25 protein-coding genes are annotated in these 23296 nt (G+C 60.0%); 10 read left to right on the top strand and 15 right to left on the bottom strand.

Annotated features, from left to right (window positions below; translation table 11 throughout):
• Nucleotides 1-19: 19 nt before the first annotated feature.
• Complete coding sequence (rpmB, locus tag NIM86_RS11285; protein WP_253382174.1) at nucleotides 20-322, bottom strand: 50S ribosomal protein L28; 303 nt, start codon at nucleotides 320-322, stop codon at nucleotides 20-22.
• A 261-nt stretch (nucleotides 323-583) separates the two neighbouring features.
• Here rpmB and NIM86_RS11280 point away from each other — a divergent pair, with 261 nt between their 5' ends.
• Nucleotides 584-1366: a DUF3108 domain-containing protein gene (locus tag NIM86_RS11280; protein ID WP_253382171.1), complete on the top strand. Its 783-nt coding sequence runs from the start codon at nucleotides 584-586 to the stop codon at nucleotides 1364-1366.
• A gap of 45 nt (nucleotides 1367-1411) precedes the next feature.
• The gene (locus tag NIM86_RS11275) at nucleotides 1412-2323 is read left to right on the top strand and encodes a DMT family transporter (protein WP_253382169.1); all 912 of its coding nucleotides are present in this window, start codon (nucleotides 1412-1414) and stop codon (nucleotides 2321-2323) included.
• 4 nt (nucleotides 2324-2327) lie between these two features.
• Here the strand turns inward: NIM86_RS11275 and NIM86_RS11270 are convergent, their stop codons facing one another.
• The 4 genes from NIM86_RS11270 to gloB all read right to left on the bottom strand — a co-directional run bounded on the left by NIM86_RS11270 (nucleotide 2328) and on the right by gloB (nucleotide 4968).
• The gene (locus tag NIM86_RS11270) at nucleotides 2328-2759 is read right to left on the bottom strand and encodes a DUF1284 domain-containing protein (RefSeq protein ID WP_253382167.1); all 432 of its coding nucleotides are present in this window, start codon (nucleotides 2757-2759) and stop codon (nucleotides 2328-2330) included.
• Nucleotides 2756-3346, bottom strand: coding sequence for a biotin transporter BioY (locus NIM86_RS11265; RefSeq protein WP_253382165.1), 591 nt, complete (start codon nucleotides 3344-3346; stop codon nucleotides 2756-2758). Before NIM86_RS11265 ends, NIM86_RS11270 begins: the two co-directional genes overlap by 4 nt.
• A 159-nt stretch (nucleotides 3347-3505) precedes the next feature.
• On the bottom strand, nucleotides 3506-4144 hold the full coding sequence (locus NIM86_RS11260) for a GntR family transcriptional regulator (protein ID WP_253382163.1): 639 nt from the start codon (nucleotides 4142-4144) through the stop codon (nucleotides 3506-3508).
• A 56-nt stretch (nucleotides 4145-4200) separates the two neighbouring features.
• Nucleotides 4201-4968 carry a hydroxyacylglutathione hydrolase gene (gene gloB / locus NIM86_RS11255; RefSeq protein WP_253382161.1) on the bottom strand — a complete coding sequence of 256 codons (768 nt, stop codon included), beginning with the start codon at nucleotides 4966-4968 and terminating at the stop codon, nucleotides 4201-4203.
• Nucleotides 4969-5065: 97 nt separating this feature from the next.
• On the opposite strand from gloB, the gene NIM86_RS11250 reads away from it, so the two are divergent.
• Genes NIM86_RS11250 through NIM86_RS11240 form a run of 3 tightly spaced genes read left to right on the top strand, consistent with a single transcriptional unit; the run spans nucleotide 5066 to nucleotide 7932 of the window.
• On the top strand, nucleotides 5066-5833 hold the full coding sequence (locus tag NIM86_RS11250; RefSeq protein ID WP_253382623.1) for a class I SAM-dependent methyltransferase: 768 nt from the start codon (nucleotides 5066-5068) through the stop codon (nucleotides 5831-5833).
• A gap of 36 nt (nucleotides 5834-5869) precedes the next feature.
• The gene (gene hisC, locus NIM86_RS11245; protein WP_253382159.1) at nucleotides 5870-6988 is read left to right on the top strand and encodes a histidinol-phosphate transaminase; all 1119 of its coding nucleotides are present in this window, start codon (nucleotides 5870-5872) and stop codon (nucleotides 6986-6988) included.
• Nucleotides 6985-7932 (top strand): prephenate/arogenate dehydrogenase family protein, encoded by a 948-nt coding sequence (locus tag NIM86_RS11240; RefSeq protein ID WP_253382157.1) that lies wholly within the window; start codon nucleotides 6985-6987, stop codon nucleotides 7930-7932. The genes hisC and NIM86_RS11240 overlap by 4 nt, the downstream gene beginning before the upstream one ends.
• 9 nt (nucleotides 7933-7941) lie before the next feature.
• Here NIM86_RS11240 and NIM86_RS11235 read toward each other — a convergent pair whose 3' ends face one another.
• A complete protein-coding gene (locus tag NIM86_RS11235; RefSeq protein WP_253382155.1) occupies nucleotides 7942-8961 on the bottom strand; it encodes a DUF2125 domain-containing protein in 1020 nt (339 codons plus the stop codon).
• Between the two features lie 47 nt (nucleotides 8962-9008).
• On the opposite strand from NIM86_RS11235, the gene NIM86_RS11230 reads away from it, so the two are divergent.
• Nucleotides 9009-9551: a gamma-glutamylcyclotransferase gene (locus NIM86_RS11230; RefSeq protein WP_253382153.1), complete on the top strand. Its 543-nt coding sequence runs from the start codon at nucleotides 9009-9011 to the stop codon at nucleotides 9549-9551.
• On the opposite strand, the gene NIM86_RS11225 is transcribed toward NIM86_RS11230, so the two are convergent.
• The 4 genes from NIM86_RS11225 to ftsE all read right to left on the bottom strand — a co-directional run bounded on the left by NIM86_RS11225 (nucleotide 9534) and on the right by ftsE (nucleotide 12920).
• On the bottom strand, nucleotides 9534-10343 hold the full coding sequence (locus NIM86_RS11225; protein WP_253382151.1) for a 1-acyl-sn-glycerol-3-phosphate acyltransferase: 810 nt from the start codon (nucleotides 10341-10343) through the stop codon (nucleotides 9534-9536). The genes NIM86_RS11230 and NIM86_RS11225 overlap by 18 nt on opposite strands.
• Before the next feature lie 95 nt (nucleotides 10344-10438).
• Entirely contained in the window at nucleotides 10439-11140 is a 702-nt protein-coding gene (locus NIM86_RS11220) for a YdcF family protein (protein WP_253382149.1), read from the bottom strand.
• Nucleotides 11141-11194: 54 nt separating this feature from the next.
• A complete protein-coding gene (locus NIM86_RS11215; protein ID WP_371872890.1) occupies nucleotides 11195-12181 on the bottom strand; it encodes a cell division protein FtsX in 987 nt (328 codons plus the stop codon).
• Nucleotides 12182-12260: 79 nt separating this feature from the next.
• Nucleotides 12261-12920, bottom strand: a complete 660-nt coding sequence (ftsE, locus tag NIM86_RS11210; protein ID WP_253382145.1) for a cell division ATP-binding protein FtsE — start codon at nucleotides 12918-12920, stop codon at nucleotides 12261-12263.
• Nucleotides 12921-13115: 195 nt separating this feature from the next.
• Between ftsE and NIM86_RS11205 the strand changes: the two genes are divergently transcribed.
• Both NIM86_RS11205 and NIM86_RS11200 read left to right on the top strand, forming a co-directional pair.
• On the top strand, nucleotides 13116-13322 hold the full coding sequence (locus NIM86_RS11205; RefSeq protein WP_253382144.1) for a hypothetical protein: 207 nt from the start codon (nucleotides 13116-13118) through the stop codon (nucleotides 13320-13322).
• Between the two features lie 12 nt (nucleotides 13323-13334).
• Nucleotides 13335-13712, top strand: a complete 378-nt coding sequence (locus tag NIM86_RS11200; protein WP_253382621.1) for a response regulator — start codon at nucleotides 13335-13337, stop codon at nucleotides 13710-13712.
• Nucleotides 13713-13744: 32 nt separating this feature from the next.
• Here NIM86_RS11200 and NIM86_RS11195 read toward each other — a convergent pair whose 3' ends face one another.
• The 4 genes from NIM86_RS11195 to argH all read right to left on the bottom strand — a co-directional run bounded on the left by NIM86_RS11195 (nucleotide 13745) and on the right by argH (nucleotide 19511).
• On the bottom strand, nucleotides 13745-16357 hold the full coding sequence (locus NIM86_RS11195) for a TIGR02302 family protein (protein ID WP_253382142.1): 2613 nt from the start codon (nucleotides 16355-16357) through the stop codon (nucleotides 13745-13747).
• 108 nt (nucleotides 16358-16465) lie between these two features.
• Nucleotides 16466-17731, bottom strand: coding sequence for a diaminopimelate decarboxylase (gene lysA / locus NIM86_RS11190; protein WP_253382140.1), 1266 nt, complete (start codon nucleotides 17729-17731; stop codon nucleotides 16466-16468).
• A gap of 3 nt (nucleotides 17732-17734) precedes the next feature.
• On the bottom strand, nucleotides 17735-18031 hold the full coding sequence (locus tag NIM86_RS11185) for a hypothetical protein (RefSeq protein WP_253382138.1): 297 nt from the start codon (nucleotides 18029-18031) through the stop codon (nucleotides 17735-17737).
• Between the two features lie 76 nt (nucleotides 18032-18107).
• A complete protein-coding gene (gene argH / locus NIM86_RS11180) occupies nucleotides 18108-19511 on the bottom strand; it encodes an argininosuccinate lyase (protein WP_253382136.1) in 1404 nt (467 codons plus the stop codon).
• 33 nt (nucleotides 19512-19544) lie between these two features.
• Here argH and NIM86_RS11175 point away from each other — a divergent pair, with 33 nt between their 5' ends.
• Entirely contained in the window at nucleotides 19545-20222 is a 678-nt protein-coding gene (locus NIM86_RS11175; protein ID WP_253382134.1) for a TlpA disulfide reductase family protein, read from the top strand.
• 295 nt (nucleotides 20223-20517) lie between these two features.
• Nucleotides 20518-22047, top strand: coding sequence for a bifunctional diguanylate cyclase/phosphodiesterase (locus NIM86_RS11170; RefSeq protein WP_253382132.1), 1530 nt, complete (start codon nucleotides 20518-20520; stop codon nucleotides 22045-22047).
• Here the strand turns inward: NIM86_RS11170 and NIM86_RS11165 are convergent.
• Entirely contained in the window at nucleotides 22044-23294 is a 1251-nt protein-coding gene (locus NIM86_RS11165; RefSeq protein WP_253382130.1) for a carboxynorspermidine decarboxylase, read from the bottom strand. The two genes, NIM86_RS11170 and NIM86_RS11165, sit on opposite strands and share 4 nt — an antisense overlap.
• Between the last annotated feature and the right edge of the window lie 2 nt (nucleotides 23295-23296).

Genomic DNA, 23296 nt, shown 5'->3' with positions numbered 1-23296 from the left:
GTTCTGAAAACCTTGGCGATCAGGCCGCCGGAAGGTTTTCCTTTTCAAGCGCCTTCTGAACCTGTCGCTTGATGAGTCGGGCGCGCTGGGACAGCGTTTCGTTCTTCGACTTCATCAGGAAGTTGTCGAGGCCGCCCCGATGCTCCACCGTGCGCAGTGCCGCTGCCGAAACACGCAGGCGATAGCTCTGGCCCGTCGCATCGGAAATCAACGAGACGTTGACGAGGTTCGGCAGAAAACGGCGCTTGGTCTTATTGTTGGCGTGCGAGACGTTGTTGCCTACCATCACGCCCTTGCTGGTCAGTTCGCAGATGCGGGACATCGTGATCGATCCTTCATTTGGTCCGTGGCCGAGCGGCTGATGTCTCAGGCCGGCTGCTGAGGCGACACGCGAAAAAGCCGCGCACGCGCGGCTCGGTTCGGCGGGTCGGCCGGAAAAGTCGGTGTTCCATAGTGGCAAGTGACTGTGCCGTCAAGTCGCGATTGCGGCTAGAAAGGCGCTAGTCCGGTCGCGATGGCGCCTCAATTAGGACGTTGATAAAGTGGTCAAGGGACGATCCGCACAGAAGGATCGAGACAAAGCATGAGCATCCGGAAAATTTGGCGCGTCGGCGTCATATCGGCTATCGCAACGATGTTGGCGGTGCAACCGTCGTCTGCCGTCAGTCTCGGCGCCGATTACGTCTTTTCCGTATTCGGCCTGCCGGCCATGAAAATCGATATCGACTGGGCGAGCAAAGGCAACCGCTACAAGATCGACGGCAAGCTTCGTTCTGCTGGGATCGGGCGTGTGTTCGGTAACATCAAAGGCGACCTTTCGGTGGATGGCGCGACGACAGATCAGGGCTGGCAGCCGCAGAATTTCGCCATGAACTACAAAGGCAAGGACCCCTGGCAAGGCCAGGCGCAATGGTCGGGCCAGACGCTGACCATGCTGCAAACCAAACCTGACAACCGACGCAAGGGCGGTAGCGCGTGGATTCCGCTCGACGGACCGGCGCGCAACGGCTTCGTCGATTTGTTCACCGGGATGGTGATCGAATCGGACACGGCTGGCGGGGTCTGTGGGCGTACCCTCGATCTTTTCGATGGCGAGATGCGCATGACCCTTGCCATGAGCGCCCCCAAGACCGTCAACCTCTCGATCAAAGGTGCGCCGAAAAAGGGCGTTCAGTGCCAGGCGCGCTTCACTCCCGTTGCCGGATACAGCACCAAAAGCTCTTCTCGCCGGCATCTGGCCAAACAGACCATCCAGATCGTGTGGGCCAATCCGGTAGGGCACTATTGGGTGCCGGCATCGGCGGTCATTCCTCACAAGGATGCAACGCTACGTATCAAGGCATCTCGCCTATACGGAAAGCCCTGATACGAGCTTTATTGCCGAGAGAGTTGGGCTGGTCTAAGCCCGGCCATGATCCGTTCGACGCTCATCGGCTTTGTCGCAGTTCTCCTCTGGGCGTCGCTCGCCCTGTTCACCACGCTTTCGGGCGAGGTGCCGCCGCTGCTGCTGAACGGGCTTTCGTTTGCGATCGCAACGCTGGTCGGCCTTCTTTATGGCTTATCGACAGCGGAAAGACGCAGAACCCTGATCCAGACCCTGCGGCTGCCGCCCTACGTGCTGGTCTTCGGCACGGCAGGGTTATTTGGCTTTCACGCGCTCTATTTCGCCAGCCTGCGACTGGCGCCACCGGTCGAGGCCAATCTTCTCAACTATCTGTGGCCGTTGCTTATCGTCCTTTGCTCCGGGTTCGTCGCAGGCCGTGCGCCCGGCTGGCGGGCTTGGGGCGGAGCCGTGCTGGGGCTGATCGGAACCGGCCTGATCGTCATTCAGGATGACGGACTGGCGTTCGATACTGCCTATCTTCCGGGCTACGCTTTAGCGCTATGCGCGGCGCTCTTCTGGACCACTTACTCACTCGCCGCGCGCCGCTTCGCGCATGTTCCGACACTCGCCGTCACATGGTATTGCTTCGGCACGAGCATATTGAGCTTTGTATTCCATCTGATGTTCGAGACGACGGTTCTGCCTCAGAACACAATCCAATGGGTTGCGGTTTTCAGCCTCGGTCTCGGACCGGTCGGCATTGCATTTTTCTTCTGGGATGAAGGTATGAAGCGCGGTGACGTATCGGTGCTCGGTGCCGCCGCTTATGCCGCTCCGTTGCTTTCGACGCTTCTGCTGATTGCATTCGGTCAGGCTGCGTTGACGTTGCGTATCGCGCTGGCCTGCCTTCTCATCACCGCAGGGGCCGCGCTTGCCGCGTCGAGTCTGATCGGCCGCGGCCGCCGGTCAGCGGCCGTCCCGGACAGCCCTAACCGGTAAGTCCTTACTTCCTGTCCCAGGAAATGGCCGCCTCGCGGTAATTCTCATGGGCGATGTTCGTGCAAAAATCCTCCCACTCGCATCCTTGGCAGCCCGACCGGATATCGCCTGAGGCAAAAACCGCGCGAAGATGCGGGATGCGCATATCGGATAGGAGGAAACGATCTCCCGGTCGGATCGGCCTTTTTAGAAAGCGCCCGACATCGTTGGCTGCGGCCCGGTCACGTTCACTCACCCTGCCAAGATGGCAATGCGGGTTGTCATCGGTCAGAAGAGGGGCGCAGATATCGTCTGGCCCCTCCACGATTTCAATCTCTTCGCCCGCAGAAAGACGCCCCGCGATCATGGCCAGATTTTCCGTGAAAGCAGGGCTGTAACCTCTGCCGGCGAATGTGAGGATGCACAGCAGATGATGCGGGCGAAGCCGAACTGTCACGTATCGGCGCGCTCGGTCCTGCGCGTCATTGCTTTCAGCACGGCTGCGGCAAGAGCCGACTTCAGAATGCCGCCCAGAATGAACGGCAGCACGCCGGCGACGATGGCTTTTTCCACCCCGATCATGACGGCAAGCCACGCGGCACCGAGCACAAGACATAGCGCATTGCCAATAAGCATGGCAGCAAAGGCCAAGCCGACATTATGGCCGTTCCAGCCGCGTTCCGCGAGCCAGCCGACGACCATTGCCACAACGACAAAGGCAAAGAGATAACCGCCAGTCGGGCCGAAGAAGTGGGCGAACCCGCCTGCGCCACCAGCGAAAACCGGTAGGCCGGCTGCGCCTTCGGCGAGCCATGCCACGATAGTCAGCCCACCCAGGCGCCAACCGTAAAGCGCGCCGATCAATGTTACTGCGAAAGTCTGCATCGTCACCGGGACCGGATACATCGGCACCTCGATATAAGACGAGAGTATCAGCAGCAGGCTGCCGAGCAGCACTGCGCCGACACGCCACATCAATGGCCGGCTCTCAAGATCGAGCGGACTGAACACTGCTTTCGCCGCCTGAGCAGACACGTTGTTCATAGAGCATCTCCTAATTATAGATAATTTATTGATTCTATCGCTAAAGATTCCTCAGTGAGCGGAAATATGCAACTGCCGCTGTCGAAATAATGGGCGTCCACCCCACGTCTCGAAAAAAGCAGGAGAGCAAGCGTCTGTTTTTGTGGTGAAACTCTGTCGTCAGCCGCGCTTGTTGCGGTACGCACTTTTCCCGATCCAACCGACATGATGCGCGAGAAGGCTCGCGGCTCTGTCGCTGTCACCGGCACGAAGCGCGGTCAGAATGGATCGGTGGTCGCGGTCCGTGGGCGTTTCCCATTCGGCTCGCCAGCCTGAGAAGAGAAAACGGGAACTGGCCGTGTGAAGATCGTCTATGGCGCGCAGCAGGCGCGGCATGCCGCACGGTTCCAGGATCAGCCGATGGAAGGTTCTGTTGGCTTCTTCCCAGCTCTGGACATCTCGGGCGCGGTCACCGGCACGTGTTGCCTCTTCCGCCTCATCGAGAATGGCGTTTGTGAGGTGCGGTGCTGCGTTGCGCAAGGCCAGCGCTTCGAGAGCAGCCCGCATTTCCGCGACCTCCCGAACCTCGTCATGCGTGAAGCCGGCAACGCGGACGCCCCGCCTGGGTTCGCTTCTGACGAGACCCTGCGATTCGAGGCGGCGAAAAGCTTCGCGCACGGGAACGTGGCTGGTGCCGAACTCCTCGGCGATGTGATCCTGGCGCAGTCTCGCGCCGGCCTCGATCCGTCCGGTCACAATCCGGTCGGATAGCTCGCGGCTGATCCGGGCAGCAAGAGGTTCTGATTTTGCCGTAGACATCGGATTATCGATAATCCGATCCGCAGTGGGCGTCCAGCCAGTGCTTCGATGCCCCGTCAGAACCGATCTTTTCGTCCCCGGATTTCTGCAAAGACCTCCGTCGGGCTGGCATTCTCCATCCCAAGCGCCGCCTTCAGCGAGGCATCGGACGTGCGAAAATAGGGATTGGTCTGCTTTTCCAATCCGATTGTCGTCGGCAGGGTCATTTCACCCGCCTGTCTCTGGACATCGACCACCGTCAATCTCTCCCTCAAAGCCTCATTATCGGGATCGACCGTTACAGCGAATTTCGCGTTGGCAAGTGTGTATTCATGGCCGCAATAAACCTGCGTTTCGTCTGGCAGGGCGGCCAGCTTGTCGAAACTCTTCTGCATCTCCGCAGGGCCTTTCTCGAACAGGCGCCCGCAACCCATGGCGAACAACGTGTCGGCAGCGAAGAGCAATCCGCTCTTCGGGAAATAATAACAGACATGACCAGCGGTATGGCCTGGCGTTTCGATGACCTCGACGGTCTGATTGCAGATCGAGATCGTGTCGCCGTCGCCAACAAGTTCATCAAGCCCGTCGATCTTATCGGCTTCGCCCTTTGGGCCAAAAACCTTCGGTGTAAACCGATGCTTCAAGGGCTTTAGCGCCTCGACATGATCGCCGTGATGATGGGTGATCAAAATATGGGTCAGGTTCCATCCGGTGCGGTCGAGGGCCGCTAGAATTTCCTCTTCCCTCGGAGCATCGATGAGGACGGTGCTGTGGCTGTCGGGATCGTGGACGAGAACGCAGAAATTGTCGCCCCTTGCCATAAACTGCTCGATTTCCAGCGCCATCTCGATTCTCCATCATTCGACCGATCGCTACCAAGGTGCGGCGGTCGGCGAGGCGGTCAAGGTTTCCAAGGAGAAGCGCGGACCTTATCTTGTGTTCATGCACTGTGAAATTCGCGCCCTTCGTGACTTCTACGCCAGCCCGCTCGGCTCGCTCGCCGTGCTTTCTATCGGGCGCGCGCTGACGTCCGTCTGGGAGCCGAGTGCATCGGAACGCCTTATCGGGATCGGTTATCCGATTCCCTGGCTGGAAAAATTTTCACCCGATGCGGAGCGTACGCTCTGCTTTATGCCAGCGGGGCAGGGCGCCATCGCATGGCCCGACGAACAGCATAGTGCGACCGCGCTCGTTTTCGACGAGGAACTGCCTCTGGCGGACAGTTCGGTCGACCGTCTGCTTTACGTGCACGCGCTGGAACATTCTGAAAATCCGCGTGAAACGCTGACAGAAGCATGGCGGGTGCTGTCTCCGGGCGGACGGGTGGTGGCGGTCGTGCCAAGCCGCCGGGGACTTTGGGCGCGATTCGAACATACGCCTTTCGGCACCGGCCGCCCGTTTTCCGAGGGGCAGCTTTCCCGGCTTCTGGAAGATAGCAATCTGACCGTGACTCATCGTATGGAAGCGCTGCATTTTCCGCCGGTGCGTCGGCGTATGGCGCTGCGCTTCGCCGGCACCCTGGAGAGGCTAGGTCGGCGTTTCTGGCCGCTCTTTGCCGGTGTGCGCATTATCGTCGCTGAAAAACGGCTGTATCAGGGGCTGCCGGTCACGGAGCGAGCCAGCCGGCGTGTTTTCCAGCCTGTGCTGCAGCCGGCAGGGGCGCTCAGCCGGCAATCGCGGACCCTCGACACGGACGGCCGGGCCGGATAATCAGCGGAACCGTCATACTCCCGTTCGAGAACCGCCATGACAGAGTACGCAAAAACGGACGCCCCACTGGCCCGCCAGTCCATCGGTTCCATCAGCCCCTATGTGCCCGGCAAGAGCAAAGCCGAAGGCGCGGCCAAGGTCCATAAGCTTTCGTCAAATGAGACACCGCTCGGCCCCTCGCCGGCGGCAGTAGAAGCGTTCAGCGACATGGCCAGCAGGTTGGAGCTTTATCCCGACGGCTCGTCATCCGATCTTCGCAAAGCGATTGCAAAGGCGCACGATCTCGACGCCGACCGCATCATTTGCGGCGCGGGTTCCGACGAATTGCTGTCGCTTCTGGCCTACACTTATCTGAATGCCGGTGACGAAGGCATCTATTGCGAACATGGCTTTCTGGTCTATCGCATCGCGATACTGGCCGCGGGCGGCGTCCCGGTCGTCGCGCCGGAGACCGACGAGACCGCCAATGTCGACGCCATTCTCTCCGCCGTGACAGAGCGGACGAGGATCGTCTTCCTGGCGAACCCGAACAATCCGACCGGTACCTACCTTCCGGCAAGCGAAGTCAAACGGCTGCACGACGGTTTGCCGAAAAATGTCTTGCTCGTCCTGGATGCCGCCTATGCAGAGTATGTCTGTCAGGACGACTATGAGTCGGGCATCGAACTGGCCAGTTCTGCCGGTAATGTCGTCATGACGCGTACTTTCTCGAAGATTTACGGACTGGCTTCGCTTCGGCTCGGCTGGATGTATGGGCCTGAGGCCGTTATCGATGCGGTCAATCGTGTGCGCGGTCCGTTCAACGTCACCGGCCCGGCCATTGCGGCCGGGGTGGCTGCTATGGGCGACAAATCGCATCTGGCGCGGGCAGTCGCGCACAATACGGAATGGATCAAAAGGGTCAGCGACGGGCTGGCGGCCCTCGGTCTGCGCGTCACACCTTCGGTCGGCAATTTCGTGCTCGTTCATTTTCCGGAAGGCGAAGAGACGAAAAGCGCGACCGCCGCAGATGAGTATCTCACCAAGCGGGGCTTCGTGCTGCGGCAGGTCGCCGGATACGGCTTTCCCAACGCTCTTCGCATGAGCATCGGTACGGCGGAAGCCAATGACGGTGTGCTGGCGGCGCTTGCCGATTTCATGGGCGAGCCGGCATGAGCGAACGAATGTTCGGACGAATTGCGCTGATCGGCATCGGGCTTATCGGCTCCTCGCTCGCACGTGTGATCGCGCGCGAGAAGCTGGCTGGCGAGGTCGTCATTTCAAGCCGTAGCGCGGAGACGCTGGACGAAGCGGCAGCGCTCAATCTCGGCGACCGCTATGAGCAGGATGCCGCCGAGGCGGTGAAGGATGCCGATCTCGTTATCGTTTCCGTTCCTGTCGGCGCGTCCGGCGCGGTGGCGCGGCAGATTGCTCCGGCACTGAAGAAAGGCGCGATCGTTACCGATGTCGGCTCGACCAAGCGATCCGTGATCGCTCAGATGGCGCCAGAATTGCCCGCCCATGTTCATTTCATCGCCGGCCACCCGCTGGCCGGTACAGAAAAGAGCGGCCCGTCCGCCGGCTTCGCATCGCTGTTCGAGGATCGCTGGTGCATCTTGACGCCGCAGGATGGTGTCGATCCTGCGGCAATCGAGCGCCTGAGCGCTTTTTGGGAGGCATGCGGCAGCCGGACCGAACTCATGGACCCCGTTCATCACGACCAAGTGCTGGCGCTGGTGTCGCACGTTCCGCACCTGATCGCCTACAATATCGTCGGTACGGCGGATGAACTGGAAAATGTCACCGAGAGGGAAGTGATCAAATATTCCGCTTCCGGTTTTCGGGATTTTACACGTCTCGCAGCGTCCGATCCGACGATGTGGCGTGATGTCTGCCTCCATAATCGGGATGCGATATTGGAGATGCTGTCCCGTTTTTCGGAAGATCTGACGGCGCTGCGAAAGGCCGTGCGTCGGGGCGATGGCGAGGCCCTGTTCGATCTGTTCACGCGTACGCGATCCGTTCGGCGGAGCATTATCGAGGCCGGACAGGATGTCGATGTTGCCGATTTCGGCCGCTCGGCTGCAGGCGGCCGAGAGATCGGCGAGGCCGCGAAGTAAGGTCGCAAATCAGGGCAGCGGTGGAATACGCGGCAGCTTGATGAACAGGACCGAAGGGACCCCGTCCTTTATCCGAACCGGGATAGAAGGGGTTTTACCATCGACGGTGAAGCCAGCGAGCGTCTTGAAGGCCGAGCGGATGGTGTCGGCCTCGTCCGGCGCAAGTTCTGCGATAATATCGCCAAGTCGTTCGGGCGACTCGATCCGGACATGCACATCGCCATCGATCAAGCCATCATCGCCGACCACGTAATCGCCCGATATCTGAATTTCGGCATCGCCATCGGCTGTGTGCAGCCTCAGCTCGCTGAGTGTTCCGGAGAGGCCTCTCATCGTTCGAAGGCCGCCCCCGGCGAGCTTTTGAGCACCATCGGCGACCGATGCTTTCGCGATCAATGTCAGGGGCGGTAGACGAACGGCCGTAGGTACGGCGGCGAAAAAATCGGACAGTTGCAGATTTAGATCGAGATCACTCTGATGGAGCCGCCAGGTCAGGTGGAGTTGCGATGCTTCGGCGAAGGGCGTTTGCGATTCTTCCTGGAACAATTTGACATCATCGACCCTGAGGGCGGCCCTTTGCGGAAGCGGTTCGTCATAGTCCGTCGAAAAGCGGAGATCGTCCCATCGCAGAGTGAGAGGTGGGAAGTCCGGTCCTTCTAGCGTCAAGGGCGAGCCAAGCCGCCCGCCGATCCGTTCCGGCTTGCGGATTTCAGCCGTGGAAACAAGGCCGGGCGCTGTCGCGGTGTATTGGCCATCGGCCGTTCCGAATGAGACGGTGTCGCAGGCAACGCCGAGCTGAAAAGGGTAGCCGGTGGTCGTCAGGTCGCCACACGATGCTTCGGCGCCGCTGGCTTCGATCTGGGTCAGAATCGTACGCGTTTGCTCTTCCAGCCGGCTCGCCATATAGAACCATCCCGCTGTCCAGGCGATCAATATCAGCAGTATCGCGGTCGCCACCCATAGAGCCAATGCGCCGAAACGAAAGCGCGATTGCCGGTCATCAGGATGGGTGGCCAGACGTCTGGTCATGAGGTCGAACCGAGGGAAACGGAGATGGCGAAGCGCATGGAGGCGATATGACCGATTTCTGGGTTTTTGGCTACGGCTCTTTGATGTGGCGGCCCGAATTCGAACCCCTGGAAACAGTACGTGCGCGCCTGCATGGCTATCGGCGTTCTCTGTGCATCTCGTCGCACATCATGCGCGGTACGCCGGAACGGCCCGGACTGGTGCTTGGCCTCGACCGGGGCGGATCGTGCGTCGGGCTCGCTTTTCGCGTCGATGGAGACAAACACGATAAGATTATGGCCGATCTACGGGCTCGTGAACTTGTGACGAATGTCTATCTGGAGTGTCTTCGGTCTGTGCGCCTTGTCGATGGACGTCGCGTGCCAGCCGTATGCTATGTGGTCGACCGCCATCACGATCAATATCTCGGAGCATTAAGCGTACAGGATGCCGCCAATCGTGTGGCTGGCGCCACCGGCAAATTCGGGCCGAATGAGGATTATGTGTTGAACACGGTCGACCACCTCCGCGAACTCAATATCAGGGATGGATGGCTGGAGGCGGTCGCACGCCGGCTGCAGAGCAACGCGCCGTCAGTTTCGGCGCGGTAAGTTCGCCGTATCGACGCCCAACTCCTCCAACCGCGCAATTGCGGTAGGCGGAAATGGCGGCGGGTCCTGCTCCTGCGCAACCTCCATGAGCAGCTCGTCGCAGGCGGTCTCGATTTTCTCGCATAGCAGTTTGCGGAACTCCGGGCGCGGCAGTCCGGGCTGGATTGGCTCCAGAATGCGGGCTTTCATAATGCCCGGATAGCGGCGGAACTGCCGGCGCGGCCAGTACAGACCAGCAAGATGGGCAATCGGCACGACTGGCACATTGAGCCGCGCATAGAGTTCCACGATGCCGTATTTGTAGTCCGGCGGCGCGCCGACCGCCTTCCGCGTTCCTTCCGGGTAGATGATGAGCTGGCGGTCCTGGTTCGCCATGCGGCTTGCGGCCTTCTCGACGATCTGGTCCATAACGGCGCGGCCCTTGCCCCGATCGATGGCGATAAAGCGGAAGCGAAGGAGATACCAGCCGAACAGGGGTATCCAGGTCAGCTCACGCTTAAGGACGATCATGCCGGCCTTGATGTTCGGCACGAAAGCGAAGGTGTCCAGAAAGCTCTGATGTTTGATGGCGACGATGCAGTTCGTATCCACCATATTGTCTGCGCCTTCGACATGAAGACGGATGCCGACGATCTTCTCAGCCAGCCAAAGACTGCTCCGCGACCATGTCTGACCCACCCCCCAGACATACCAGAAGGGTCCCAGAAAGGTGAAAATTCCAAAGACGAGCATCTGAACCACGAGGTTCAGATAGAAGACCGCGTTGAAGATCAGCGATCGAATGGCAAGCATTTTCGGTCCATCGAGCGTGAAACAGTAAAGTTGACTGGCACATACACGAGGACGAGGTCGCGGCAAAGCGTCCGATGGTAATAGCGGCTTCGTGCTCAGAGAGGCCAGCCATGCGCCGCTGCGAAGGATCCCACCGGGCCGGGTACGACGTTTCGAATCATTGCGAAGAGATATTTCGCATATTCCTGCGCAAGAAGGCGAAGGGTCTCGCTATTGGACAACAATATGCCCTCGCTGATGACGTCCGTCTGCACTGGAGCGCCAATGAGCGTCTGATCGCCGTTTGCCTGACGCAGTTCCAGAAGAGAGCGCGGCAAATGCCAGTCGCTGGTCACGATGATCAGAGCATCGAACCCATTTTTGTCCGCCCATGCCAGAGTTTCGCGGGCATTGCCGGCGGTGTCCAGCGCCTCGGCATCGAGATCGATGCAGCATTCAAAGAGCTTCGGATAACCGCGATGTTGTGCGGCGAGATCAGCCAATCCATTGTCGGGATGCACACCGGAGATGAGGAGACGTTCGCCCTTGCCTTCGCCGAGCAGCTTCAACCCCTTCTCTATGCGGCCGGAGGCGCCGGTAAAGGCAACGATGCCTGCGTTGTCAGGAAACGATGTGGGATCGTTTGTCTGATGGATGGAATAAACGAAGAAAATGAACCCGCCGACAATTGCGCCAAGTGCGGCCAGCAGCAGCCAGTTCATCAATGTACCAACGGCGCGCAGCACGCGCCCGACACCTCCGCTACGACGCATGGGTGTCGCCGCGGTGTCGTCCACCGAATGTTCGGCCCGGCTCATTTCCGTCCCTTTCACGCCAACCCAATGAGGGCCGCGCCACTTTCGAACGACGCATCATGATTGCTCCAATGCGCGTCGATCCATCTCGCCGAGATAGTTCAGGACGGTGACGTGAGAGGTAATCGCTGTCAATGCGGCGATCACCATTATCAACGCGGCAACGCCGAGCCATCCGGTCATGCCGATGGAGAAATCGCCGAAGAGAGCGCTTGTCTGATCGCCTTGCGGAGTCGCCATGGAGTTGATCGACCAGACGTGAAAAAGCGCAAAGATGAGGAGCGCCGCACCGCCACCGCTGATCGCTCCTCTGAGACCGATAAGCAGGAAATGCCGCCGAAATTCGCGTGCGATGAAGCGCGCTTCGGCGCCGACAAAGTGCAGCACTTCAATAATGGGATCGTTGCCAGCCATCGCGCCGCGCGTCGCGAAGACCACCGTGAGAATAGTGGCGACGATCATCATGGTCAGAACGGCTATCCCGATGATAATCGTGGTGCCGGCCATCTTGATGAGGCGATCCACCCAGCTGCGATGGTCGTCGAGCGACAGATTTTCCACCTCGGCGGTCAGCGCCGCGCGAAGAGCTGGAAAATCCGGCGGGTCGGTTTCATCGATCGTCAGCAATATCAGACGCGGCACCGGCAGCTCGGAAAGATCGAGCCCGGTGCCAAGCCAAGGTTCCAGCAGGCGGCCCGTCTCTTCGTCATCGATGATTTTCGTATCGATCACGCCGGGAAAGTCTTCGGCGATGGCCAAAGCGCGCTGCAATGCTTCAGTCATGTCGAATGATTCGCCCGGCCGAATTTGTATAGTTGCTTCGCGCGCGATCTGGCTCTGCCACCGCGTAGCGGCATCTGAAACGAGGCTGACCGCGCCGGTGGTCAGGCAGCACAGAAAGGTCATGATCGCGATCACGAGCGTCAGCGCGCGCCCTGCGACATTCTGTTGAGGAATGATCGGCGTCGCCTTGCCACCGCCCGGTCTTGCAGGTCTACCAAGGCCGGCCTTGATATTCGAAAGGCGTGGGAGGCGCGGGGCCATGCCGACACGATTGGCCGTGCGCGACATGCGGGATGGCAGTTCGCCGTCGCCGGATATCGCTCTCTTGCTTGGCGCGTCCTCAGTCATGCGTCACCAGATGACCGTTTTCCAGCACCATGCGCCGCGCTTCGACCTGGTCCATCAGGCCGAGATCATGGGTGGCGATCAGGACTGCCGTGCCGGACCTGTTCAACTCGATGAAGAGTCTCAGCAGCCGGTGCGCCATGGGCGGATCGACATTGCCGGTCGGCTCGTCCGCCAACAGAATGTCGGGCTGCTCGATCAGTGCGCGGGCAATGGCGACACGCTGCTTTTCACCGCCGGACAGGACCTGCGGCATGACGTGCATGCGGTCTCCAAGGCCCACCCATTTCAACAGTTCGGTGACGTCGCCCGCATAACTCGATTCCTCGCGTCCTCGCACCCGAAGGGGCAATGCGACGTTTTCCCATGTCGTCATATGCTCCAGGAGACGAAAATCCTGAAACACGATCCCGATCCGTCGGCGGATTTCCGGCAGATCGTGGCGCGTAACTTGCGCGCGATCCCTGCCAAAGATGGTGATCAGGCCCCGCGTCGGCCGAAGCGACATAAAAAGCAGACGAAGAAGTGTGGTCTTGCCGGCGCCCGACGGGCCCGTCAGGAACTGGAACGAGCGCTCCGGAATGTCAAAGCTGACATCACGGAGGATCTCCGGTCCCATGCCGTATCTCAGACCCACATTCTCGAAACTGATCAAGGCAAACCCGCCGCCTGCTTCGCCGCCGCGCCATCATGACGCGCCTCCATCGAATCCGTGTGCGCCAACATGGTTAAAGGAGCTTTAAGAAAGTCGTCAACATTCGGTGAAATTAAGGTTTTGTTAAGCATAATGCGCTTAGCTCAATCGTGGTCAGGACCCGTTCATCATGCGCATTCGGGAATTGGACAAATAATGAACACCCAGCTTTTGCGCAGCGAACATGCAACCGAAACGCAGATCGAGGAAGCGGAGTTCGAGATTATTTCACCCACAGCTAAATCTCGCTCATCAATTGCCGATGGGGGTGGTGAAAATAAGATCGGTTTTGCGATTCTTCTGGTCGCGCTGTCGGCTACCGCCTTTCTCGTTTCGGGCGGGTGGCATGTGTTTCGAAGCTGAAAGGTATGAATGATGGCTCGTATTCTCATCGTTGAAGATGATGACGCCGTGCGCCACTTCACAGCGCGGGCGCTTACCCGTGACGGACATATCGTCGAAACGGCTGAAGATGGCGATCTCGGTCTCGAAATCATCGAAGAGCGGCAGGGCCAGTTCGACCTTGTCCTTTCCGATATCCGGATGCCCGCGATGGACGGGATCGCCATGGCGATGGCTGTTGCCGAACGGTTTCCGCACCTGCCGATCCTGCTGATGACGGGATATGCCGAGCAGCGCGAACAGGCGAGTGAAGTCAAGAATGTCGTTATCGACGTGCTATCGAAGCCATTCGAACTGGCTGATTTACGCAGCTTCGTCAGTCAGGCGCTGACCGAGCGAAAGGCTGCCTGACCCGATTTGAGACGGGGAAGAGGGCCGGAAATCTACCGCGCTTCCAGCAGCCGTTCCAAATATTGCCGTTCCAGTTCCGGAGAGAGCCGATCCCCTAGACGGCGGCGAATTTCTTCCAGAATGCGCCGGGCGCGTTCGGCTTCGATTTCTTCGGGCACCTTGGTTGTGTCGCCGAAATCCGGGCCGCGTGTCGCACGGGGACGGCCAAGGGGGTCGCGATCGTCGGTCCCGCGCGCCCGGCCATTTTCGCCGGCGCCGCCCTGGTCGCCGGGCTGGCTTTCCTGCATGGCCTGCATCTGGTTCATCATATCCTGCGCGCCCCTGCGCATCGCTTCCAGCGCATCGCCCTGATTGCCTACCGCACCCTGGCCATCTTCGTCGCCGAGATCGTCACCGGCGCGACCCATAGCCTCGCCGGCGTCGCCGAATCCTTCGCCCGGCTCTATACCCGACCCGCGCAGATCGTCGGTGAGACGACCGAGATCTTGTTGCAATTGCCGCTGGCGCTCCTGCAAGTCCTGAAGGGTCTGGCCCACCAGTCCGTTTTGTCCCTGTCCCGGCTGCTGCCCGGAACCCTCTCCAGGCTGCTGGCCCTGACCGGGTTGGCTTTCACCTGGCTGGCCTTGTCCGGGCTGTGCCTGACCCTGCTGGTTCTGCTGTGGCTGGCCACCCGGCTGCGGCTCGCCCTGTTCTCGACGGAAGGTCTCGTCCAGCAACTTCTGCTGTTGGCGCATAATGTCGCCAAGCCGATCCATTTGCTGGCGCATCTGGCCCTGCGCGCTCTGCTGGCCCGATTGGCCCTGCATGGCCTGCATATTCTGCATCATCTGCTCCATCATGGAGAGCAGTTGCTGGGCCGCTTCCTTGTCGCCGTTCTTGGCCAGCTCTTCCAGCCGGTCCAGCATGTCCTGCAGATCCTCGCCGGTCATCATCTGGTCTGGATCGGGAGGCGGCTGATTGGCCCGGTTCGGGTCGCGCGCGGCATTCTCGGCAAGTTCGCGCATGTATTCGGCCATAGCCGTGCGCAATTCCTGCATTAAAGAATCGATTTCGTCCGGCGAAGCGCCCCGCTCGATCGCCTCGCGGAGCGCTTGCTGTGCATCGCGCAGGCGCTTTTCGGCTGCGCTCAGATTGCCGTCCTCAATGCCGATCGCAACGTCCCACATATAATCGACCACTGCGCGCAATTGATCGTAGGTCTGGGCCTGATCCAGACGTGAAACGACCGTCGAGAGAGCCAGATAGTCGGCCAGGCGCGGTATTGTCTCTTCCGGTCGCATCATAGTGGAGCGAAGGAGGCGCTGAACGTAGGGCTTGTCGTCGGCGTCCATCGCCAGCAATTGACGCTGTTCGAGCAGTGCGAGTGCGAGTGGATTTGTAAAGCGCCGCTTGGGCAGGAATATCTCAGCTGTCCGGCTCATGGACGACTGGCCGGCTGCATCCTCCGCGAGAATATGGACGCCGACCGGCATTCCGGCAAACGGGCTTTCGATCAGTTCCTTGACCGTCTCGCCCGAGCCATCGCCTCGGCGCGGTGGAATACGAAGATCGATGATCGGCGGTTCGTAAAGAGGACGTGATTCGGGGTCCGGCGGATCGAGCGTTTCGATGATGGCTTGCGCCGAGGCAACGCCGTAATCATCCGTCAGCCGGTACTTCAGAGCCAGTGCGCCGGTTGCTTCCTCCGCCGGCGCTTCGGTGAAGCGGACTTCCGGGGGACGGTCCGGGGTCACGGAAAACGCAAATGAGCCAGACTGGCCTCCGCCAATCGCGAGGGTGCCGTCGCCTTCCAGCACATAATCATATTGTGCGGTGCCGGCTTTCGTTCCCTCATCGCTTGGCGGGAGCGGTTCGGCAGCACCGCCGATCGGGGTCCATCGAATATCGGTTTCGCCTCCGGTTACCCGAACGGTAACGGTGGAGAAGCGCGGCACAGTAAAAAGGGTTTCGTTACGGTTCTGCTCGGCCGTCAAAAAAACCGGCGCACGCCCGGTATAATCGGGCGGCGTTACCCAGGCATCGATGCGGGTCGGTATTGCTGCGGATTGTTCCGCTCTGGCGGAAAAGGCGTCGGCGATCCTGCCGCCAGCCTCCGAGAATGAAAAAGCGAACGCTACGACAAGAAACAACGGCACCATTGTGCGAAGCGCATAGGGATCACGGCGCGCGATATCGCTCTCCGGCAATCCCGTGCCAAGCGCTCCGATACGCTCGGCCATCCGTTTCTGGTGTTCTCGCCACAGGGCAAGGGCGAAAGGATCGCTTTCGGAGTGTTCATCAAGCCTGTCGGTTTGTGTGCCGATGGGCTGGTGATGGAGTTGGTTGTGCCGTTCGAGCCGAAGATCGACCTCTTCGGTCAGCGGCAATCGGAAATAACGAAGACGGATCAGGGACCAGACCGTCGCGGCGGCGAAGCAGAGAAGGATGGAGATTCGCACCGTATCGCCCATCATGCGAAAAAGGCCGGACCAGGCGAAGATCAGAAAAAGCCCGGCGATCAGCAGCAAGGGCATGATTAGCGGCCAAAACCGCTCCACCGCCATTGTCGCAGCCATGCCGAAGCGCGTCCGGCGCAACCGGACGGGAAGCCCGATTGCCGAGACATCATGAGGGGAATGCGATTGCGGCTCGCCTGCCAAAGCCACTCCTTTGTTCCCGCTGCGTGATCCGCCACGCGCTATATAGGGAGACTAGCAGCAAATGCGGGTTTTGCGAGGCCATGACGAATTTGTAATATCGCCAGCCGGGCGCGGCTACAGCCAGTGGGGCACCGAGTCCAGGGCGATCAGAGCTTTATAGTCCTGGCGAGGCCGGACAACGTGCCAGCGGTCGCCATCGACCAGCACTTCGGGAACCAGCAGCCGGGAATTGTAAGTGCTGGCCTGCACCGCGCCGTAAGCGCCTGCCGACGAGATCGCCAAGAGATCGCCGGCGCCAACACGGCTCATTTCACGGTCTTTGGCCAGATAATCGCCGGTTTCGCAGACTGGGCCGACCACATCCGCCGTGATCCATGGTGTGGTTGACGCCTTGATCTCGACCGGACGGATCGTGTGATGGGCCTCGTACAGAGTGGGCCGCAGCAGATCGTTCATGGCTGCGTCGACGATGACGAAGTTCTTGGCGTCGCCTTCTTTCAAATAGATCACCTCGGTGATGAGGATGCCAGCGTTTCCGGCAATCAGCCGGCCCGGTTCGAAAACGGCTTTCACACCGAGATCGGTCGCGTGCCTGGCGACAACCGCAGCGTAATCGGAAGGAAGGGGCGGCGGGTTGTTGTCGTCGAGATAGGGAATACCGAGGCCGCCGCCGAAATCGACATGTTCGATGTCGTGTCCATCCTCCCGCAGATCGCGGACGAGATCGCTCAGAACCGTCGCAGCATCATCGAAGGGCGCCAGTTCGACGATCTGGCTGCCAATATGCATATCGATGCCGGTGATGCGAAGGCCGGGAAGGCCTGCTGCCCGGCGATACACCTCGCGTGCACGCGCATACGGAATGCCGAATTTGTTCTCGGCTTTGCCGGTCGAAATCTTGGCGTGGGTTTTTGCGTCCACGTCCGGGTTGATGCGCAATGAAATGGGTGCGGTCTTACCCAGCGCTTCGGCGCGGGCGGACAGCATTTCCAGTTCCGGTTCGCTTTCGACATTGAAGCAGTAAATGCCGACCGAAAGGGCGTAATCGATTTCCCGCGCCGTCTTGCCGACGCCGGAGAACACGATTTTTCCCGGAGGAATGCCAGCGGCGAGCGCTCGGCGGAGTTCACCTTCGGAAACGACATCAACGCCGGCCCCTTCCTTGGCAAGAAGGGTCAACACCGCCTGATTGGAATTGGCCTTCATCGCGTAGCAGACGAGATTGTCGATCTGCGCGAACGCTTCGGAGAAAACACGAAAATGGCGGCGCAGCGTGGCGGCGGCGTAAATATAGAGCGGTGTGCCAATTTCGGCGGCGAGAGCGGGCACGGGTACATTTTCGGCGTGCAGTACGCCGTCGACATAATCGAAATGGTTCATGGATTATTCCAAAAGCCCGTCGAGAAAGAACCGGCGATCCGTCCGGGTATCGCCATCATCCGTCGAGGTCGAACGCTCACCCTGCTGCGTTTCCAGCGTGCCGTCCTCCAGATCGGTCGCGGCGGCGCGCGCAGCGGAACTATCTTCGCGGCCGAGCGGAACACCCAATGGCCCAGCGACGCGCTCCTGTTTTTCCACCGGCGATGAGGACGGTTTTTCGAGAGCGGCGCGGCGTCCACAGGCCGAGACGGCCAATGCGCCGACGATCAGAACGATAAGGGTCAGTAATGGCAGACGCATAATTTATGGATTCCTGCAGATCGTGGACCTTCTAGCCCGAAACCGCTTTCCATTGAAGTCCCGATGGAGCCTCTGCCTAACTTTCATTGGTGAGCCGCTGCCGCCAGTGGGTAATCTGCCGGCGGACATTGTCCGGCGCAGTGCCGCCGTAAGAAGTGCGGGCCTTGGCGCAGCTTTCGACTGTCAGAACCTTGTAGACATCCTCAGTGATCGCACCATCGATAGCCTGAAGATCGGCCAGTGGAAGGTCGGCCAGATCGATGCCGCGTCCCTCGGCCAGCGCCACGGCGCGGCCGGTAATATGGTGGGCCTGGCGGAAGGGCAGGTTCACTTCTCGCACCAGCCAGTCCGCCAGATCGGTCGCGGTTGCGAACCCGGCTCCCGCCGCGGCTGCCATCCGGTCGGTCCGCACTTCCATGTCGGACACCATGCCGGTCATCGCGGCGATCATCAGGTCGAGCGTCTCTGCGGCGTCGAAGACCGCCTCCTTGTCTTCCTGCATATCCTTCGAATACGCGAGCGGGAGGCCTTTCATCACAGTCAGTAGCGTGATCAGCGCGCCGTTCAACCGACCGGTCTTGGCGCGAATCAGTTCGGCTGCATCCGGGTTTTTCTTCTGCGGCATGATGGAAGAGCCGGTGGAGAAGGCGTCCGACAGTCGGATGAAGCCGAATTGCGGTGTCGACCAGATCACGATCTCTTCTGCGAGCCGCGATAGATGCATCCCGCAGATCGCCGACAGCGAGAGGAACTCCAGCGCGAAATCGCGGTCCGACACCGTGTCGAGACTGTTGCGGGTCGGCTCCCGGAAGCCAAGTTTCTCCGCCGTCATGTGCCGGTCGATAGGCAGTGACGTCCCGGCGAGGGCCGCGGCGCCGAGCGGACTTTCGTCGAGCCTGGCGATGCAGTCCGTAACACGGGACCGATCCCGGCCGAACATCTCCACATAGGCCATGCAGTGATGGCCGAACGTCACGGGCTGGGCGGTCTGCAAATGCGTAAAGCCGGGAAGATAGGTCTCCGCATGCTCTTCGGCGCGCGTCAGAAACGCTTCGATCAGCGTTTTCAATGCGCCGTCGATACGCGTCAGCTCGCGCTTGACCCAAAGTCGGAAGTCGAGCGCGACCTGATCGTTACGCGAACGGCCGGTGTGAAGCCGGCCGGCAGCCGGGCCGATCAAGGCGGCGAGCCGGGCCTCGATATTCATATGGATGTCTTCGAGCCGGCGCGAGAATTCGAATGTGCCGTCCTCGATCTCTTTTTCGATGGTCTTCAGACCCTCGGCGATGGCAGCGTGGTCCTCTTCGGAAATAATATTCCGGGCGGCCAGCATCTCGGCATGGGCCAGCGAACCCTCTATATCCTCACGATAGAGGTTCCGGTCGTAGTCAATGGAGGCGTTGATCGCTTCCATGACCGCGTCCGGGCCGGAGGCGAAACGGCCGCCCCACATCTGATTGCTGTTTTTCTCGCCGGTCATATCTGCCCGTATCCTGCAAGGAGTATCTGATTCATGGATGAAAAAGACCGCCCGACCCGCCCTATGGGGCGCTATGTCTTTATCGGCTTTCTCATTCTGCTGGCCTTCACGGCGCTGCTATACGTGCTGGGTATGGTGCCTGGCAATGGCGGCGGCGAAGCGCCAGTAGACGACGACCGGGCGGCGGCCCGCTGTATCGACAAGCCAGACCTTGCAAAGGCGATCGATGATGCGCGCGTTGGAGAAGTCGCGGGTGTGCTGGCGAGCGAAACACAGGACCTGTCCGACCTTTCGTTCAACGGCCCGGAAGAGGAAGGGATGACGCTCGCCGGCTTCTCCGGCAGAGCTGTTTTACTCAACCTGTGGGCGACCTGGTGCGTGCCGTGCCGCGAGGAGATGCCCGCGCTGGATCGCCTGCAATCTGCTCGTGGCGGCGAAGATTTCGAAGTGGTTGCGGTCAACATCGACAAGGGATCGCTGGACAAGCCACGGGACTTTTTAGACGAGATCGGCGTGAGTTCTTTGGCGCTCTACCACGACAGCTCCAACGAGATCTTCGAGGAGATGAGGAAACGCGGGCTGGCGTTAGGATTGCCGGCGACCGTCCTCGTCGATGAGGATGGCTGTCTGCGCGCACAGATCAATGGCCCGGCAGAATGGTCGAGCGAAGAGGCCATCAGAATGATCGATGCGGTGGCGACCGCCGGCTGACCAATCGCTTCGCCGCGATTGGACCGCGCTCGAATGCGCCTGTCTGAGAAACGTAGATTTTACAACCGCTTCCCGTATAAATTGCATAGTCGATAAAATTCGACGAGCTTCTTTCAGTTGCGTTTAGCAATCGGCTGGCAGGATTGTGGGCAACTAGCCGTCGATACGGCACTTATGGACATGACGTCCTTTGGAAACCGCGAACCGGTCTGCCCATGACGGCGATGGACACGACGCAACCGGACCATCGTTGGTTTTGGGGGCACATATGCAGGCCAACCTGAGGAAGAGAGCATTGAAGGATGCTCTCTGGCTGATCGTAGCAGGCGTCATGTTCTGGGTCGCGAGTTATCAACTCGACCTGTTCGACAGACTTGTCGCCTTTGTCGAAAATCACGAAAGTTGGGAACTCGACGAAATCATCCTGGCGGCGCTCTCTGCAGGGACGATGGGCTTCATTTATGCTGCCCGCCGTTACAGCGATTTAAAGGTGGAAACGGCGCGGCGCGAAGCTGCGGAACAGGAAGCGCGATGGAATGCGGACCGGGATTCGCTGACGGGGCTCTTCAACCGCCGTTATCTGGAAGATTATCTCGCCAACGTTCCGGAAGACCGGCGCCTTTCGGTCATGATGGTCGATCTCAACGGCTTTAAAAAAATCAACGATCTACGTGGCCACTCCATCGGTGACCGCATTCTGTGCGCCATCGCGGACCGCATTCGCTCGGTGCGGCCGGACATTATAGCCACGCGTTATGGTGGGGACGAGTTCATCGTGCTGCTGCCCGGCGAAGATCCGACCGGGGCCGGCGTCGTCGCAACAGACATGTTGGATGCGCTCGATGCGCCCATCCTGATCGATGGAGAAGAATACAGGATCGGTGCGGCCATCGGTCTTGCCTCCATGCCACACCACAGCACCGAGGCAAGCAGGCTCGTCCATAAGGCCGATCTTGCCATGTATCAGGCCAAACGTCGCGAAGAGTCCAGCTTCGAAGTCTTTCATCCCTGGTTTCTCACGGATGTTGAAGAAGCGGCTTCGTCCGAGCAGCAACTCCGCGATGCGATCCGCGATGAGACCATTCAGCCCTACTACCAGCCGTTGGTCGAATTGGAGAATGGCCGGATTGTCGGCTGCGAAGCGCTGGCTCGCTGGTTTCGGGAGGATGGCACGCAGGTTCCGCCCAGCACGTTTATTCCGCTGGCCGAAAAGCTGGGTCTCATCGACGAACTTTTCGAGAGCCTTTTGCGGCGCGCCTGCATGGATGCCAAAGAGTGGGACGAGCGTGTCACTCTCTCCTTCAACCTATCAGCCAGCCAGTTGGACGATGTGGCGCTGCCCTACCGGGTTGCATCGATCCTTAGTGAAACGGGGTTTCTGCCCAGCCGTCTCGAACTTGAGCTTACCGAAAGCACCTTTGTTCAGAACGCCGAGGTGGCTCTGGACACGATTGTCCAGCTCAAGGCTCTTGGCGTGCGGATCGCACTGGACGATTTCGGCACCGGCTATTCCAGCCTCTCGCAGTTGGCTCGCCTGAAGATCGACCGGGTGAAGATTGATCGCAGCTTCGTGATGCAGTGCATGGCCGATGAGCGCAGCATGAGCGTGCTGCAAGCTATCGTCGCTCTCAGCCAGACACTCAAACTGGCGACGACGGCGGAAGGCATCGAACAGAACGACCAGTATCTGGAGCTTCAAAGGGCCGGTTGCGATCTCGGTCAGGGCTTTCTTTTCAGCCGGGCGCTGTCGCCTTCCGATTTTCAGGACTGGCTGAACCGGATGGCTGTTCCCGATGAAAAAAACATGCTGCGCGCCGCCGTTTAAAAAGGCCCAAGGCGCGTGGCGAAGTCATTCCAACCAAAGGTCGCCACGATCTCAACGGCGTCTTTTCTGCTATCCCACAAAGCGATGGCCGGAAGCGGGGTGCCGTTGAAGGTCGTGCCCTTGACGGTCGTATAATATCCGAGATCGGTAAAGACGAGGCGCTCGCCGATTTGCGGCAGCAGGTTGAAGCGATAAGTGCCGATCGTATCGCCGGCGAGGCAGGTCGGGCCGCCGACCCGCGCGATATTCGGATCGTTGACCTCGTTCGGCCGGAGTGTGCGGGGCAGCGTCTCAGCGTTTAGACAATCGGGGGTGAAGGGCGCTTCCAGCGCGTCCGGCATGTGACAGGTGGCAGACAGATCCGTCACGATCACCGGCGCGCCGACGCCCTGATCCGCCGTCATCACATCCAGAACCTCTCCGACCATGGCGCCGGCGTGGAGCGCGACGGCCGTGCCAGGCTCGAGCGTGATGCGAAGGCCTGTGCGCGCACGAAAATCCGTCAAAAAGGCAATCGCCTCGTCGAGCGGAAAATCATCATCCGTCCAAAGAACGCCACCGCCGAGATTGATCTCCTCGATGGCCTCGAAGAGATGGCCGAGACGCGCTTCTATGGCGGCAACCATGCGGGCGAAGGCCTCGAAGGCATGATCGCAGAGCGCGTGGATGTGCAGGAAGGAGAAGGGTTCCAGATCGTCGGGCGAGAGCGTAGCGCCGTCAATGCCGAGCCGGCTCCATGGTCCGGCGGGATCGTAGAGCGCGTTCTCCACTTCCTGATGGCGCGGATTGATGCGCAGGCCAAGATGCAGTCGCTCCGAGCCGTCGATATTCGCGAGCAGTGGCGCGAAGCGATGATACTGGCCAAGGCTATTGAAAATCAGCGCATCGGTGCTGGCCACCATTTCCGGCAGCTCGGCGGGTTTGAGGCCCGGCGCATAGGTGTGCACTTCGCCGCCGAACGCTTCGCGTCCAAGCTTCGCTTCCCAGAGGCCCGACGCCGCCGTGCCATCGAGATAACGGTCGAGGATGGGCGCACAGGCCGGCAGGGCGAACGCTTTCAGCGCCAGCAGCACCTTACAGCCCGCCTCGTCCCGCAGACGGGCGAGACGACGGCTATTTTCTTCCAATCGCTCCTGGTCGATCACCAGGCAGGGAGAGGGAACGGAGGATGGGTCGAAGCGATGGAAATTGCCTTGCGGCAAAACGCGCTTATGCGCCTTGCCAGACGAACCACGAGCTGTGTTCATTG

Origin of the sequence: Notoacmeibacter sp. MSK16QG-6, assembly GCF_024158145.1 — a bacterium.
In the GTDB taxonomy this organism is placed as follows: domain Bacteria; phylum Pseudomonadota; class Alphaproteobacteria; order Rhizobiales; family Rhizobiaceae; genus Notoacmeibacter.
The sequence above is the reverse complement of the archived record's forward strand: the minus strand, read 5'-3'. Positions and strand labels throughout refer to the sequence as shown.